Raw genomic sequence first — 15,573 nt, 5'->3', positions numbered from 1 at the left:
ACAGCGATCGTAAGATGGTGATGCAATCGAAGTCAGGAGTGTAACCAATCGTTTCGGTTTATACGTTAGTCACAAAATGTCGAATCTGGTTGCTCTTCCATACGATACACTGCACGCTCGCCGCCAATCAACTTCGGACGGGTCAGTGCTGTAGTTACTCGGGCATCACCGATGTAGCGGAGTGATGTTCGGAAGGGTACTGCCACATGCCGCAAGTGCATGCCAATCATCGTCTCCCCAATATCCAGTCCCGCATGGGCCTGCACATGTTCAGCCAGGCATGGATCGGTCAGCGAACGATACGCTGCGGATGCCATGGAACCGCCTGCTTTGGGCACGGGTACTGCACCAACCTCAGTCAATCCAAGACGTGTAAGCAATGAACGCTCCATAACCAGTGCCCGGTTCAGATGCTCACAGCATTGGAATACAACATCAAAACCGAACTCCTGCTGCACCTCGCGTATACCCGCAAGAAGCTGCTGCGCCACTTCAACCGCACCGCTTGTACCAATCCGTTTGCCCGCAACTTCACTTGTACTTGTACCGATCACCACGATCTGTCCAGGTCCAAGCTGTCCGGCAAGCGCCAGTTCACGCAGAATGGATGCGGTCTGTTCATGCAATCCGGGTTGTTCCGAATCTAACTCAATAGTCATCCTATCGCCTCCCGATAAAATCATGCCCGGCTTCCTCTTGGCTGCCCTTGGTATTCTTACATGGCATTTCAGGTACTATTATAGCGAATAATCAGATGAAAGACGAAAAAAAGAGCAGTCTGCGGGTACCGCAGAATTGCTCTTTTGCCCAGGCGACCGGCCGTTTGTTCCGGTGCTCCATCGTGGTTATGCCCACTTCGTCGCCAGTTACACCGGATCCCTGTTTTCCCATTCATCATAAAACAACCTGCGTTTAAAATCAACGGGTAATTTACATCCCGTGTACGTTTTTATATGGAAAACCATCGGCAGCTGGGAATGATTAAGCAAATCCAATTAATCCAGCTTGTCCAAAAGTCTGTCGAGTGCAGTCCGAATCTCTGCCGCAGCGATGTTGTAATCATCACGACTGCCGCCAAACGGATCCGAAATATCAAAGCTCGGTATGCGTTGTCTGATCTCGATCGCCCGCTCACGTTCAGACGCCAAAATTTCCTGACCTAGCGCACGTTTCATTTCCATTGTCGCAAACAGGCTGTCCAGTTCCTGAAGATCATTCAGGACTTGTTCGTCATTTTCCACATACTCTTTCAAGGTATACGTCTTGTGTATAGAGTCAGGAAAAACCTGCATAACATGCTGTTTATGACTGCGTGTCAACGTAAGGATCAAATCGGCCCAACCGACCAGGTTAGAGCTCAAGAGCGTCGAATGAGGCGGTCCCTCAACGTTGTGATCCCTTAATACGGCCTCCGCATGACGGGAAATCGGCATGCCCGTAGTTGCGGCTACACCCGCGGAACGAACGTCCACCTGAATGCCCCGCTCAGACGCCAGTTTACGTAAAAGTCCCTCCGCCATGGGGCTGCGACATGTATTCCCTGTACATACAAACAAAATATGTTTCATTGTGGTTAGCCTCCCCATTTTGCAAATGTTGTCGAATCATGTTTGAAACTCCATCTGAACCAATGAAACTCATAACTATATATCGAAGACTGCACTAGGCTGTAATCATTATTAACGGTGTATTTTAAAATATAAACAAAAGTCCAAAAGCGAGCAAGATCGCTCCGCCGACCGCTTCCCCGTAATCCCCCATGTTTTGACTCACACGCCGTCCCAACAGCAGACCCATGACGGACATTACTCCACCACAGACACCGAAAGCCAGCACCGTTAACACCAAATCACTGCTGAACATGCCAAGCGAGACTCCAACGGAAAACGAATCCACACTGACACTCAGTGAGAACAGAATCACACCGAGCAGAGATCGATGATCCACCAGTTTGGTGTCTCCCTCCCGGAAAGCGTTCAAGATCATATGGGCGCCGAGCAGGACCAGCAGACCGCCAGCTGCATATGTCGTAATGTCACCAAGCAGGGAGCTGACGTATTTGCCCGTGTACATGCCGATGAGCGGCATGATGATGTGAAACAGGGCCGTTACGGTACTGATTCGCAATACGTCTCTCATCCGAATGCCCTTCATACCAATCCCGATGCCGAGTGAGAACGCGTCGAGTCCGAGAGCGACGGCCATAATCAAAATGGTTACCAACTGCCCTACATGGGCAGACACATCCCACATCCCCATACCCCCAAGTCACGTAAAGGTTCTTGTACACCATATGCGGACAAGAACATAAACATGACCTGAGAAGGCGTTTTCCATAGCTGCATTCAAAGAATGATTGGCTAGTCGTGGCTAGAGGTCAGGTGCCAGAGGGAAATATTCATAGCGATATTATGGAAAAAGGGAGCTATCGGTCACCGACCTGAATGAGTCGGTGACCTGCCGCCTTGAGCAGCCGGTTCATGACGGCTGCTCCCAGCCCTTCGCGTGAGCAGGCTTCAGCCACAATATATGTGGCCCCCTGCTCATCGCAGCTGCGCAGCGCGGCGTACAGCCGGCGCGCTGCTTCCTCCAGCTCGCTGGCTTCGCCCAGCGAGAACACGGCATCGGCGCGGTACTGCTCCGCGTGCTCGGCGAACGCCAGCACCGCGGTGCGCTCCCCGCGCTGCGCCGCCTCTGCGAGGGCGGCGCTGATCCAGGCCGCCACCGCTGCGGGCGGCCCCTCCACCACGCACAGCGCACCTGCGGGCGCGTAGTGCGTGTACTTCATGCCCGGCGAGCGCGGCGCCGGGCTGTCATCGCCACCGGGCCCCTCGGCGAGCAGCGCCGGGTCCGTGGCGACACGGGCGGCAACGGCGGACAGCTGTTCCGCCGTAATGCCGCCAGGGCGCAGGATGGTGACGGTACCGTCGTCACCGACCTGCACCACCGTGGACTCGACGCCCACCCCGGTGGGGCCGCCGTCCACGATGCCGCCGATGCGGCCTGCCAGATCCTCGCGCACATGTGCTGCGAGTGTCGGGCTTGGCCGCCCGGAGCGGTTGGCGCTCGGCGCGGCGACCGGGCATTCCGCCGCCGCGATCAACTGCAAGGCCACCGGATGATCCGGCATCCGCACGGCCACCGTGTCCAAACCGGCGGTAACCCGCGGGGATACCGCCCCTGGCCTAACCGGCAGCACAAGCGTAAGCGGCCCCGGCCAGAAGGCTGCCATCAGAGCCTCCGCTGTGCCATTCACATCTGTGACCAGCGAATCCAACTGGTCACGCTGTGCAATATGAACAATCAGCGGATTGTCTGAAGGCCGCCCCTTGGCTGCAAATACAGCTTCCACCGCAGCTGTACTGCGAGCATCTGCACCCAGACCGTATACCGTCTCGGTTGGGAATGCCACGGTCTGCCCTTGACGAAGACAGGCTGCAGCATCCTGTAAGTAAACAAGAGCCTGTTTATACGCACTCCCTTTTGCCACATCATCCGTGTTCTCATTGGCTAGCAGTACATTGACATCCCACATGCTCGTAACCATTTCCTCTGTACGTTCATCGTTCTCCATGCCTTTCATCGAAGACTGATGCAATTGCTTGTTCTCTCTTGTCATATATCCATCATTCCTAAACTTCAGTAGGGTAGTTAATGCAAGACATCACACTTCCGCGATGCCTTATTCACTTATGTTTTCTGATTCCTATAATTATAACATATCTGCTCTGCCCAAGGATGCGGTCTGAATCTTCCCAGCGATTAACATCATGCGATCTTTGACTCGAGCCTATGATAAAACAAAAGGGCACTTCCCTGAATCGAAGTCCCCTGATAAAGCTTATATCCAGCAGCATGTTCATTCAGTTATGCAAACAATCCCGTTACCCAATCCCACAATTTGACCGCCATATCCCACAGGAAGAAACGCGCTTCCGGTGTAGCTGCCTGCACAGATGCTTGTGCGTCCCCAGGCTCTGCGGCAGCTGCTGATGCTGTTGCAGGCTTCGCCAGTGCATCCCCTGTTCCTGCATCTATGAAGCACAATGGTGGAAACAACACACACCACCAGTTTTGACCTTCACCTTTACCCAGTGTTATCCGTACTGCCTCATAATCTCCAGCAGGATATACGGTACCCCCATATAATTTGGTTGGAAACGGAACCACTCCGAGTTCAACCTGATACGAATAGGTTAAGCCACGATTGGCAAGCTCTTCTCCCACACGATCCTCAATTTCAGATAGATGCTGACGAATGACCCCTCGCGCTTCTTCCAGACTTTGCGGATTCTCCAGTTCGGTTACCCACTCATTCATTTGGGCAACGACGGCGTCACGAATCTCGCGTTTGACCAACTGATCTCCCGCTGCATCCGAGTTTGCGAGAATACGTAAGCGAATGGATTGTTCTGGAATCGCTGTGGCCGCCACAGCTGCATCCGTTTTCTGACCTTCCCACATCATAATAGTCATCATAAGACATACAATTATAAGTCCAATTTGTTTCACGACTCTTCTGCTCATTCCGTTCTCCCCCTCGGCTCCCGTAATCATGATCCCTGTAACTCTCTCATGTCTATCAGTATGCCCGGAAGGGGCGGAAGTAAACCTGCTAGATTACAAATCTACTAAAATTTTAATAGGCGGGTTAGACCTAAAACAAAAGACTGTTAGCTCGCTCATGAAACTGACGAAAATCAAAAAAGCGCCTGCCTATGGAACGCTTGTCGGCTGGCACTTCTTTGAACAATCTAAAATCTCTAACCTACCTTGATGTTCCAATTAGCATGCTGTATGGATGCCCTTGCTTCTCTGTTACTTATTGACCCGAAAAGCTTCCCAGGCCCCGCCAACCGAATTGCGGCTCGCTACAAGCTTACCGCCATTATTCAGATCACAGGTTACATACAAGTTATTGGCAAGTGCCTGCAGCGCGATTGTTCCATCACCCAAATCCACACGATTGAACTTCTCCCATTGCTGAATGGTTGTCGCTTTTGCGATCAGGGCACCACCCACATTAACATCTGCTGTGACATATTTATTATTGATTTTGGACTTGAGGGACACCGTTCCATCGGAGTTCGTAATCCATTCAAAAAGCTCCCAGTCTCCTGCGGTCGTCCGATTGGCGACAAGCTGGTCATTGCCTTGATTTTCGGCAGAGACGATTTGCTGATTGGCTTGAGCAACCAGATAGTTGTACCCGCTTGGATTTGGAGGCTGCACCGTCCCACCACCCGTAACCTCTGAATATACGGCCTGAAGCAGCGCACCTGAGCGGTCATTGCTGTACTCCCAGAACATGATGCCACCCAGATTGCTATTTTTCACATATTGCACCTTCAAGCTGAGCGATTGCGGGTCATCATAGGAGATAAAGGTATTTCCATTAAACAGATAAGGAGCTTGGGCACTGCTGTCCCAGTACCGTGTATACCCGTTTTTATTCAAATATTGGCTGACAATAGTGTTGTAGTCGGGTTCAAAACCACCGGAAGCGGGCCTGTCCAGACCATTGTTCGAATTCTGAACACCCGTCCAGGCCCGGCCGTAAAAAGCTCCGCCAATGACCAGTTTATTCGCGGGAACACCGCTATTTCTGAACAGATTGACCGCGGACGTTACACTGATATCTCTTCCGGACAGATTCGTATGATGACCTGTGGTTGCATCCCAGGTTCCATGAAAATCGTAAGTCATCAGATTGATCCAATCGAGCAGAGGCGTGATATTATTGATCTCCACACCATTCAGATAACTGCTGCTCGCTCCTGCGGCAATGGTCAGCAGATATTGCTTGCCATTAATCTGCCCTTGAGCATTCAGCTTCTCACGAACCTTCGAGAGCAGTTGTGTGAAGTTTTGTTTATCCTGCGGTCGCGCAGTTGTTCCGGCCGCAGGGTTGGTCGGATATTCCCAATCCAGATCGACGCCATCCAGATTGTTGGAGGTTACCAGCTGCACAATACTGTCGGCAAAGGTTGTACGTGAGGCGTCCGTTAGCGCAGCGTCTGAAAAACCATTAGCTCCCCAACCGCCAACAGACAATAACACCTTCAGGTCAGGGTTTCTGGATTTCAATCCTACCATCAGTTGCAGTTTGGTACGATCTGAATTTGTGATTGTTGCTTTGCCGTTGGAGATGAGAGCGAAGGAGTAATTGATATGAGAGAGCTGTTCTGCCTTAATATCATTCGCGGTCCAGTTGGCCCAACCAGCCACATAAGCAATAATTTTCTTTGGAAGAGGAGCTGCGTCAGCTTGTTTCGCTGGTCCGATGGCAAATGTTGAAACGGTTAGTGCAAAAGATAAAAACAAGAGCATGAACACGTTGACGATCGAAGGGGTCTTAACAACTCGATTTTTATTCATCTCAAACTCTCCTTTTGGGTTTAAAATTAATCATTCAGCGACCTGATCCTTCGCCCACATCCCACTTCGGCAGGAGGCCCACGTACCGCACTACGCACCTCTTCCTTGATCACAGCCGCTGCACTGCCAAACTTGTTAAAACACATGGCTTCTCATCCTCTCAATTTCAAATCAGATAGAACTAAAAGAAAGTAAGCGTTTACAATTAATTGTGAAATCGATTTCATTTCATTGAGAAATAAACAAGCCATTGGATGTTCTGTACAGGAACCAATAGAATTTGTAGAAGTGTAACCAGGACGATAAGAATGGAATATCGAATGCTGATCTGAGAGACACGAGGAAAACAAGGATTCTCCAGGACTGCTGACTTATTCTGAGTATAGTTAAAATTAGGATAATACAGAATTGAAATATTTGTCAATGAAATTTAAATTTGTCATTCATTTAAAATTCAAAGTTCTCACTGCCTTTAAAAATAAAAAAAGATCTTCGCCTAGCTGCGCAGGCAAAGATCGGACTAACAAACCAAAAACTTACTGCTCCATAACCTACTCCAACATCCTCTGAATGGGAAGCTGGATTTCTATAGCAAAGATGAATCATACCAAAGTTCAGGATTACGCTGTTGTCTTTTCCTTTTTGACCATACTCCACAAACGTTCTAATAAGGTAGGTCGCTGTTCTCCCATAAGAAGCTCGTCCTCGTCTTCCTGACCATACAACTTAATACTCATCACCAGCCCGATACATGCCATATTAATGAGCAGCGAGGTGCCCCCATAGCTGATAAACGGCAGCGTAATGCCCGTAAGCGGCATCAGCCCAAGGAAAGCGCCAATATTTTCAAACACCTGATATAACAGCATCCCGATAATACCTACAATCACCACAGGTCCTGCCCGGTCTCTACAGTGTAATGCGATTAATACCATACGATGAATGAGGATAAAATACAGTAAGAGCAGAACAGATCCGCCTACAAAACCAAACTCCTCGGCAATGACCACAAAAATGGAATCCGAGTATGTATACGGTACACGCCCCGATTGAACAGATGTGCCTTGCATGTAACCTTTGCCTGTTATGCCTCCCGAGCCTATGGCCAGACCCGCATTTTTCGTATGCCAGGAAGCTTTCGACGTTGCTTTATCCGGTACAAGCCAAGGATCAATTCGCTCGGCCCAGTGCTCACGGTTCGCCTTTTCCAGAAAGGTGAAAATCTCATCGTGATACGACGTATATGCTTTGACGAATCCAAAAAAGGTGATCCCCACAATAGCAAGAGCAATTAATGCATGAGACCACTTGATATTCCCTATCCATAACACAGCGACCAGAATCACGATGTATCCGAGGGCGTTTCCCAGGTCATTTTGAGCCATTACTAACGCAAAGGGAACGAACGTCCATAACCCGATGGGCACGATATCTTTCCAGAAACGAAGCGTAGAATTTTTTCTTTTGACCAATACATGCGCCAGAAACAGAATCAAGATCATTTTAAACAATTCTGCTGGTTGAAAAGTGAGACTCTCACTAATCTTTATCCAGCCATTCGCATTATTAATCGTGCCACCTACAAAGTTGACAAGAATCAGCAGGACGATTCCAACTGCGTAAATATAAAACGCATATTGGATATACAGTTTATAATTGACTAATCCGATACCAATGATGGCTACGAATCCAATCCCGTAAAACAGCAAGGTTTTGATATGATGATTTCCAAGTTTCGGATCGGACTGAATCGCACTGTACACCGTAAATACACTCATGACCATAAGCAGCAGCAACACAAACAGAATAACCCCGTCCATCTTCTTCAGCATTCTCAGCATGTTCCCACGTATCCCCCTGAGGCTCAATAACCCAATAATTATTTCCAGTAGTCTTCAATATTACCATTGTATAGAATTGGAAGACAAATTGGAAATCCGTCAAACAACACAACGAAAAACCCTGAAACCCACAGATCCATCTTGCTCCGATCTGTTAATTCCAGGGTTAACTTATATCGTATTCACTCCGCAAAGAGTCTGTCCTTGGATAAAGACTATTGCTCCTGCTGCGTTGATTTGCGTCTAAATAGCTTCAATACCAACTCCGTAATGCTTGGCTGTTCTGCGGAACCGAGAATATCCTCGTTCTCTTCTGTATGCACTTTGATACTCATCACAAGACCCATACTAAGCATGTTGAGAACAAGCGAGGTGCCCCCGAAACTGATAAACGGCAGTGTAATCCCTGTCAGCGGCATCAGACCAATGAACGGACCAATGTTGACAAAGATCTGGTAGAGCAGCATCGCTATAATACCGACAATCAGATATGGTCCTGCCCTATCCTTACATTCCAGTGCAATCAGCACCAGCCTGTGAATCAAAATAAAGTAGAGCAGGAGCAGCACCGATGCTCCAACAAAACCAAATTCTTCACCAATCTGCACAAAGATCGAATCCGCATAGGCCAGCGGCACCCGATTCGACTGAATCGTGGTACCTTCCAAGTATCCTTTACCGCTAATACCTCCAGAGCCTATAGCCAACTTGGCATTGTAGGTCTGCCAGAGCACGTCCCTTGACGTCTGATCCGGTACAAGCCAGGGGTCGAAACGATCTGCCCAGTGAGAGCGACCAATGTCCTTCAGAAATCTTACAATTTCATCATGGTAATGAATATAGGCTTGTGTTCCACCAATCAGAGCGGCCACCGCTATAACAAAACCGATCAGGGCATGCGTAAATTTGATATTGCCTATCCAGAGAAGCCCTATCAGGATAACGACATAACTCAGCGCATTCCCCAAGTCATTCTGAAGCAAGACGAGCAGCAACGGAGGAAGCACACAGAGCGAGATGGGGATAACGTCTCGTCCAAAAAATAACGGCCTGTTTTTCTTTCTCGCCAGAAGTGCTGACAGAAAGACAATCAGACATAGTTTGAATAGCTCGGCAGGCTGCAAGCTCAGGCCAAATATGGATAACCATCCTTGAGCGCCGTAGTACTCCTTACCGATAAACATAACAAGAATAAGCAGTATCATGCCCACACCATAAATGTATAGGTAATTCTTAATGATCAATTTGTAGTTAATCATGGACATTCCGAAAAACACAATAAAACCGATAATGTAAAAAATTACTGCTTTCTGGGGATAAGCCTCCCACTTCGGTCGGCCGAAGGTGGTACTATAAATCGACAAAATACTAATAGCCATCAGAATGAGCAATATAAAAACAATCGAATAGTCTATTTTTTTGAATTTATGCAGCATGTAGTTATGTTCCTCCAAGCATTCAGCAATCTTCGGTATATCTCATTGTAGAGGATTTCACGGCAAAAAGAAAACCTGTGGAACCTTACATTTTCGTCACCTGTTCCGAAGTACGAACACCCAGTACATGCCGTTCAATGCCTGCAAGGTCTGGCACGACGATAATTTCCGACCAATATCCGGCCGATTCAAGCAGAGCTGCGATGTCCCCGGCCTGTCCCTGACCCAGCTCAAAACCGATGATCTGCGGTGGTGCAGGCAGCAGCGCCAGCTGCTCCAGCATGATGCGGTACGGCCCCAGTCCATCCGGGCCGCCGTCCAGTGCCGTGCGCGGCTCATGGTCGCGCACCTCAGGCTGCAACCCGGCGATATCTGCCGCCGGGATGTAAGGCGGGTTGGACACCAAGATGTCCACCCGTGCCCCTGCGAACGGGGCCAGCAGATCGCCTTCACGGAAGTCGATCTGTACCCCGTTCGCGGCCGCGTTGCGCGCGGCCACTTGCAGGGCAGCCGCCGAGATATCTCCGGCGCCTACCTGCCAGCGCGGGCGCTGCGCAGCCATCGTCACTGCGATGGCCCCGCTGCCCGTGCCAATGTCGACAGCGAGCGGAGCGCCGCCGGGAAACACGCGGTCGGCTTCGCGCAGCACAGCCTCGACCAACAGCTCGGTCTCCGGCCGCGGGATCAGCACGGCCGGCGTGACCTCGAACGGCAGCCCATAGAATTCCTGGCTGCCGATGATGTACTGCGCCGGCTCACCCGCAGCCTTGCGCGTGACGGCGTCTTCCCAGCGGCTGCGAAGCTCGCTGGGAAAGGGCTCCGGCTGCATCATATAGTACGCGGCCCCTTCGCGGCCGAGTACATGTTCCAGCAGCAGCCGGGCATTGTTGTTCGGCTCGTACACGCCGCACTTCTCCAAAAAAGAGGAAGCCTCAACGAAGGCTTCCCGACAACTCTGTTCCGGCGTCATGACAAACTGCGCGCGGGTCACAGCATTATTCTCCTCTATCCATCATATCCGTCTGCTCGGCAATCGTCAGTGCAGACACGATATCAGCAATCTCACCATTCATGATTTGATCCAGCTTGTGCATCGTCAATCCGATCCGGTGATCCGTAACACGGCTTTGTGGGAAATTATAGGTACGAATCCGCTCACTGCGGTCACCTGTACCCACTTTGCTCTTCCGTTCACTCGAAATTTTCGCTTCTTCTTCCTGACGCATCATATCGAAGATACGCGTACGCAGAACTTGCAATGCTTTTTCTTTATTCGAGTTCTGGGATTTACCATCCTGACAAGTAGCCACAATTCCCGTTGGAACGTGAGTTACCCGTACAGCCGATTTCGTGGTATTAACCGATTGTCCACCGGCACCACTGGAACAGAACGTATCTACACGGATATCTTTATCATGAATTTCGATATCGAAATCTTCGGCTTCAGGCATAACAGCTACTGTGGAAGTAGACGTATGAATCCGGCCGCCCGATTCCGTTGTAGGAATACGTTGCACACGGTGTGCGCCACTTTCGTATTTCATTTTGCTGTAAGCGCCGCGTCCATTAATCAGGAATACTACCTCTTTGAAGCCGCCCAGATCATTTGTGTTAACGTCCATCAATTCCACGCGCCAGCCTTGGGTATCGGCATAACGTGTATACATCCGATAGAGATCCGCTGCAAACAGCGCCGCTTCATCCCCACCAGCTGCTCCACGAATTTCAACGATGACGTTTTTATCATCATTCGGGTCTTTTGGCAGCATGAGAACACGAATCAGTTCGTCCAATTCTTTCTGGCGAGTGCTCAGTTCATCAATTTCCATTTTGACCATTTCACGCATCTCGTCGTCCAGCTTCTCGCCCTGCATTTCTTTCGCAGCTTCGAGATCCTGGCTTACCTGTTTGTACTCATTGTATGCTTCATAGGTGGGCTGCAGATCCGATTGTTCTTTGGAATATTCCCGCAGCTTCTTGTTGTCACTTGCTACATCCGGGTCACACAGCAGCTCGCTGAGTTTCTCGTAACGGTCGGCTAACGCCTGTAATTTATCAAACATGTATAGTCACCTCACGCGTTATTTTCGTTCCAGCATTTCAACATTCATTCGATTCCGATAGGCATACATTTCATGCATCATCAGACCATTTATATTTCACAAGGCACGGAGTTCTCAGAAATCCCTGACCGTAACATTCATTTTATGATCGACGTATAACATCGCTACAACGTCATCAAATCCTTTACGTTTAAGTTATATAAAAGAAATCGCGTACCCGGTATCAAACCCGCTTCAACCCATTCAGCCGAGCGTGAAATTTAACATAGGTATACGACTCTTAATTATAGCATATTCTTATGCTCCTGAATAGCAACTGTTTGCAGCATCTGCATCCAAATTTTGATTTACTTATTTTAAGCAACCAGATTGATTTGCAAAGGACTATAAGAGCTCATCTTCCATGAGCCTTCTTCCTTTTATTATATCCAGAGCGAGTAAACAATCCAGTAGGATGTACAGGATATAGAGCAATTTTATTGTTGAATGCTTATTGAAGAATATTCTGCCCTATGTAAAAAGCCCTGCCATCTTCAATAGAAGACGACAGAGCTGCTATACTCGTATATTCAAGTATGTTTTCTTATCTAGACTATCGATATTAAACGTTGAAGCGGAAGTGCATAACATCGCCGTCATTGACAACATACTCTTTACCTTCAAGACGAAGTTGTCCACGTTCTTTCGCACCGTTCATGGAACCGGCAGCAACCAGATCCTCGTAGGAAACAACCTCTGCCCGAATGAATCCGCGCTCGAAGTCGGTGTGAATGACACCCGCTGCGCCAGGTGCTTTGGTACCCTTACGGATTGTCCAAGCACGAACTTCTTGTACGCCTGCTGTGAAGTACGTATACAGACCCAGCAATTTGTAAGCAGCTTTGATCAACAGGTTCAGACCGGAATCCTCGATACCGAGCTCTTCCAGGAACATTTGTTTATCTTCGCCTTCAAGCTCCGAGATCTCTTCTTCCACTTTTGCACTGATCGGCACCACTTCTGCATTTTCAGCAGCGGCGAATTCTCTTACTTTTTGCACGTAAGCATTGTTTGCCACATCGCCGATTTCGTCCTCAGCTACATTGGCTGCGTACAGAACAGGCTTCAGGGTAAGCAAATGCAGATCGCGTACAATCAGACGTTCTTCGTCTGTAAGCTCCATGCTGCGTGCTGGCTTGTCTTCGTACAGAACAGCCTTCACTTTCTCCAGTACTTCCACTTCCTGAGCAGCTGACTTGTTGCCGCCCTTCATGTTTTTCTTGGAGCGATCAATTTTTTTCTCGACACTCTCGATATCGGCCAGAATCAGTTCCAGATTGATCGTCTGGATGTCGCTTACCGGATCAATTTTGCCATCGACGTGTGTGATGTTCTCGTCTACAAAGCAGCGCACCACATGTACAATGGCATCTACTTCACGAATGTGTGCAAGGAACTTGTTACCAAGACCTTCGCCTTTGCTCGCACCGCGAACAAGACCTGCAATATCTACGAATTCAAACGCCGTTGGTACCGTTTTTTTCGGTACAACGAGTTCTGTCAATTTGTCCAAACGCTCGTCCGGTACTTCAACGATCCCCACGTTAGGGTCAATCGTACAGAACGGATAGTTTGCCGATTCGGCACCAGCTTGTGTAATTGCGTTAAACAGTGTGGATTTACCAACGTTAGGCAGGCCCACGATTCCAGCTTTCAAAGCCATGTATATGACAACTCCTCATTGATTACTTGTTCGGTATGGATAATCCTATACATTATATATGACAAACCCCAAGGCATCAAGGAACTTCGCCAATTCGACCAGAGCACCCTCCGCTTTCCGAAATCCCCTGTTACAGAGGATGATTCGTTTTGCGTAGATCATACGTTTGACTTAGATTATCCGTGTTTAGATTTACCCTTTGATATCCTTGTACATCGTCAAATCGGTTACCTCATATCCCATTTTGCGATACAGGCTGCTCGCCCGCACATTATGTCCAAACACATGCAGACCAATGCGATCCACGCCAAGACTCAAGGCTTCCCTTTCAAGTGCTTCCATCGTCTCTGTACCATAACCCTTGCCCCGATAGGCTTCTTCGACCACAATATCCAGCAAAAAAGCGTCTTTTCCACGGCGGTTATCCGTAATGTTAAACCAGATATAACCCACATTCCCGTCAACGGCATGTACCAAATTATAGAGGTAAGCACCCGGTGTATTCAGCCCTTCAGGCAAATATCTGTCGTAGGATGCCTCTGCAAGTCCTTGCGCCTCTTCCGCAGCCCAAGTACCCGCCTCCACTTTCTCTTCTGCAAAATCTTTAATCGAGCGAACACGGAAATTTGCATATTCTTCTTGATTCATTGCGGTAAGTTTCATCAGAGTATCCCTCCACATTCATAAATATGTATACAGTTCTGGTGATGTATTTACCAACCAACAGAGCCCTATCTAAATTTGTTATCCTATTCAACAAAATGAAGATTATGGTATAATCACTGAAGCAACAGAAAGGCTAATATGGGCGGTCTCGGCTAACCTCTCGGAAGGGAGGTGATGCCCCGTGGAAGTATACCAAGCGATGACGCTAATGATTTCATTTGCGACTCTTGTTGTCTTGATACTTACAAACAAACGGAAATAGACCGCCCTCGGCAAAAGGAAGCGGTCTATTTTTAGGCTTTCATTCTAAATCCGGAGCCGAACCGCCCTTAAAAGCGGCTGTTGCAACGGGGAGTCGTGTTGGTATCACGGCTCTCTTTGCATTTTATACATTTCCTGACCTTATTATAACACGCATTTTAATGCGCAGTCCACAATTCAAGCCCCTGTTCCAACGTATTCCTATACAACTTTTAGTTACCTGATTCTGTTTATATCTATATGAAAGAAAGGAGCAGAAAACTTATGAATACGCGTCGTCCCTTTTCAAAAAGGAAAATAATCATCCTATCTACACTGATTCTCTTCATTGGATTAGTTATTTCTATGGGTTACCAGGCGATGGACCCCTTTAGACATTTAAGGATCACAATTTATAATCAGTCCGATTATGATCTCTCTAATATTACAGCACGTGTGAGCACCGGCGTTGACTCGTCCAATACAAACAATGAGGGTACTATACACGCCTTAAAGAAAGGTATACCCAGCGGTGAAAAATTGAAGTTCGCTCCACAGCTGCGACTCTCCGGTGAAGGATCCATCTATCTGGAGTTTACGGACAGCCGTGGTGAAACCTATAACAAGACGGTATGCGGTTATACCGAATACTTGTCTGGCAACTCTTATGTGACTGTAACCAACGAAACGATAACTGTGAAAGAAAAATGTATGTAATAACGATACTTCGTCCAAGAACTTATGTTAAAATATAGGGGCGAGCGACCCGCCAAAGTTTCTCGCCCAAAGTCGATTGAATTATTTAATCGGCTTTTTTATTTTAACTTGATTGTATTGATTAATTAGATCATCCAGGACCATAGATTGCTGTATAACATGAGGATGAAGCAGATCTCCGTTATAGTCCATCTTTAGTTGATAGAGCTTTTGTCTCGCTGCTTCGATCTGCAACTTGAGCTCACCACAATCCATATTCACCCCTCCCTGTTGTAACATTCTAGTCCATTCTGCTAATTAGTAGGAAATCAGGCGAACTCCAACACATTTTGGTCATCATCGTCTGTAACCATGTTGCCGAGCCTCACGGCTTCCTAATCTCCCTTCAAAAAAAACAGCAAAAAAAGACATTCCTAATACGAAAAAAAGCCCCCTATAAGGTAGACGGATTAAACCAGTCTGCTTAAGGAAGCATCTCAAATTAAAAAACGCTTTTTTTTGTTATGTTTGTTAACTTCCAAGTCCGTGAC

15 protein-coding genes and 1 riboswitch are annotated in these 15,573 nt (G+C 48.2%); of the genes, 2 read left to right on the top strand and 13 right to left on the bottom strand.

The window, feature by feature from the left end; all coding sequences use genetic code 11:
* Positions 1 to 65: 65 nt before the first annotated feature.
* From BMY78_RS21985 to BMY78_RS21930, 12 genes are all read right to left on the bottom strand, one after another.
* On the bottom strand, positions 66 to 659 hold the full coding sequence (locus BMY78_RS21985) for a TIGR01440 family protein (RefSeq protein WP_090903509.1): 594 nt from the start codon (positions 657 to 659) through the stop codon (positions 66 to 68).
* Between the two features lie 139 nt (positions 660 to 798).
* Positions 799 to 880, bottom strand: a riboswitch (ZMP/ZTP riboswitch).
* 115 nt (positions 881 to 995) lie between these two features.
* On the bottom strand, positions 996 to 1,568 hold the full coding sequence (locus BMY78_RS21980) for a low molecular weight protein arginine phosphatase (RefSeq protein ID WP_090903508.1): 573 nt from the start codon (positions 1,566 to 1,568) through the stop codon (positions 996 to 998).
* A 124-nt stretch (positions 1,569 to 1,692) separates the two neighbouring features.
* Positions 1,693 to 2,253 (bottom strand): manganese efflux pump MntP, encoded by a 561-nt coding sequence (locus BMY78_RS21975; protein WP_064641890.1) that lies wholly within the window; start codon positions 2,251 to 2,253, stop codon positions 1,693 to 1,695.
* Between the two features lie 172 nt (positions 2,254 to 2,425).
* A complete protein-coding gene (locus BMY78_RS21970) occupies positions 2,426 to 3,535 on the bottom strand; it encodes an L-threonylcarbamoyladenylate synthase (protein WP_371129186.1) in 1,110 nt (369 codons plus the stop codon).
* A gap of 332 nt (positions 3,536 to 3,867) precedes the next feature.
* Complete coding sequence (spoIIR, locus tag BMY78_RS21965) at positions 3,868 to 4,527, bottom strand: stage II sporulation protein R (protein ID WP_090903506.1); 660 nt, start codon at positions 4,525 to 4,527, stop codon at positions 3,868 to 3,870.
* A 291-nt stretch (positions 4,528 to 4,818) separates the two neighbouring features.
* Positions 4,819 to 6,378 carry a glycosyl hydrolase family 18 protein gene (locus tag BMY78_RS21960; RefSeq protein ID WP_256222269.1) on the bottom strand — a complete coding sequence of 520 codons (1,560 nt, stop codon included), beginning with the start codon at positions 6,376 to 6,378 and terminating at the stop codon, positions 4,819 to 4,821.
* A 620-nt stretch (positions 6,379 to 6,998) separates the two neighbouring features.
* Positions 6,999 to 8,219, bottom strand: coding sequence for an FtsW/RodA/SpoVE family cell cycle protein (locus tag BMY78_RS21955; protein WP_090903505.1), 1,221 nt, complete (start codon positions 8,217 to 8,219; stop codon positions 6,999 to 7,001).
* Positions 8,220 to 8,434: 215 nt separating this feature from the next.
* Entirely contained in the window at positions 8,435 to 9,655 is a 1,221-nt protein-coding gene (locus tag BMY78_RS21950; RefSeq protein ID WP_090903504.1) for an FtsW/RodA/SpoVE family cell cycle protein, read from the bottom strand.
* Between the two features lie 85 nt (positions 9,656 to 9,740).
* Complete coding sequence (prmC, locus tag BMY78_RS21945) at positions 9,741 to 10,625, bottom strand: peptide chain release factor N(5)-glutamine methyltransferase (protein WP_090903647.1); 885 nt, start codon at positions 10,623 to 10,625, stop codon at positions 9,741 to 9,743.
* A 25-nt stretch (positions 10,626 to 10,650) separates the two neighbouring features.
* Complete coding sequence (gene prfA / locus BMY78_RS21940; protein WP_090903503.1) at positions 10,651 to 11,718, bottom strand: peptide chain release factor 1; 1,068 nt, start codon at positions 11,716 to 11,718, stop codon at positions 10,651 to 10,653.
* Between the two features lie 601 nt (positions 11,719 to 12,319).
* Complete coding sequence (gene ychF / locus BMY78_RS21935) at positions 12,320 to 13,420, bottom strand: redox-regulated ATPase YchF (protein ID WP_090903502.1); 1,101 nt, start codon at positions 13,418 to 13,420, stop codon at positions 12,320 to 12,322.
* A 192-nt stretch (positions 13,421 to 13,612) separates the two neighbouring features.
* Entirely contained in the window at positions 13,613 to 14,083 is a 471-nt protein-coding gene (locus BMY78_RS21930) for a GNAT family N-acetyltransferase (protein WP_090903501.1), read from the bottom strand.
* Positions 14,084 to 14,267: 184 nt separating this feature from the next.
* Here BMY78_RS21930 and BMY78_RS33800 point away from each other — a divergent pair, with 184 nt between their 5' ends.
* Both BMY78_RS33800 and BMY78_RS21925 read left to right on the top strand, forming a co-directional pair.
* Complete coding sequence (locus BMY78_RS33800) at positions 14,268 to 14,348, top strand: putative holin-like toxin (RefSeq protein ID WP_350338859.1); 81 nt, start codon at positions 14,268 to 14,270, stop codon at positions 14,346 to 14,348.
* A gap of 263 nt (positions 14,349 to 14,611) precedes the next feature.
* The gene (locus BMY78_RS21925; protein ID WP_090903500.1) at positions 14,612 to 15,043 is read left to right on the top strand and encodes a hypothetical protein; all 432 of its coding nucleotides are present in this window, start codon (positions 14,612 to 14,614) and stop codon (positions 15,041 to 15,043) included.
* Positions 15,044 to 15,124: 81 nt separating this feature from the next.
* On the opposite strand, the gene BMY78_RS21920 is transcribed toward BMY78_RS21925, so the two are convergent.
* Positions 15,125 to 15,298 (bottom strand): aspartyl-phosphate phosphatase Spo0E family protein, encoded by a 174-nt coding sequence (locus tag BMY78_RS21920; RefSeq protein ID WP_090903499.1) that lies wholly within the window; start codon positions 15,296 to 15,298, stop codon positions 15,125 to 15,127.
* Between the last annotated feature and the right edge of the window lie 275 nt (positions 15,299 to 15,573).

The sequence above is a fragment of the Paenibacillus sp. OK076 genome (assembly GCF_900110055.1).
Lineage (GTDB): Bacteria > Bacillota > Bacilli > Paenibacillales > Paenibacillaceae > Paenibacillus.
The sequence above is the reverse complement of the archived record's forward strand: the minus strand, read 5'-3'. Positions and strand labels throughout refer to the sequence as shown.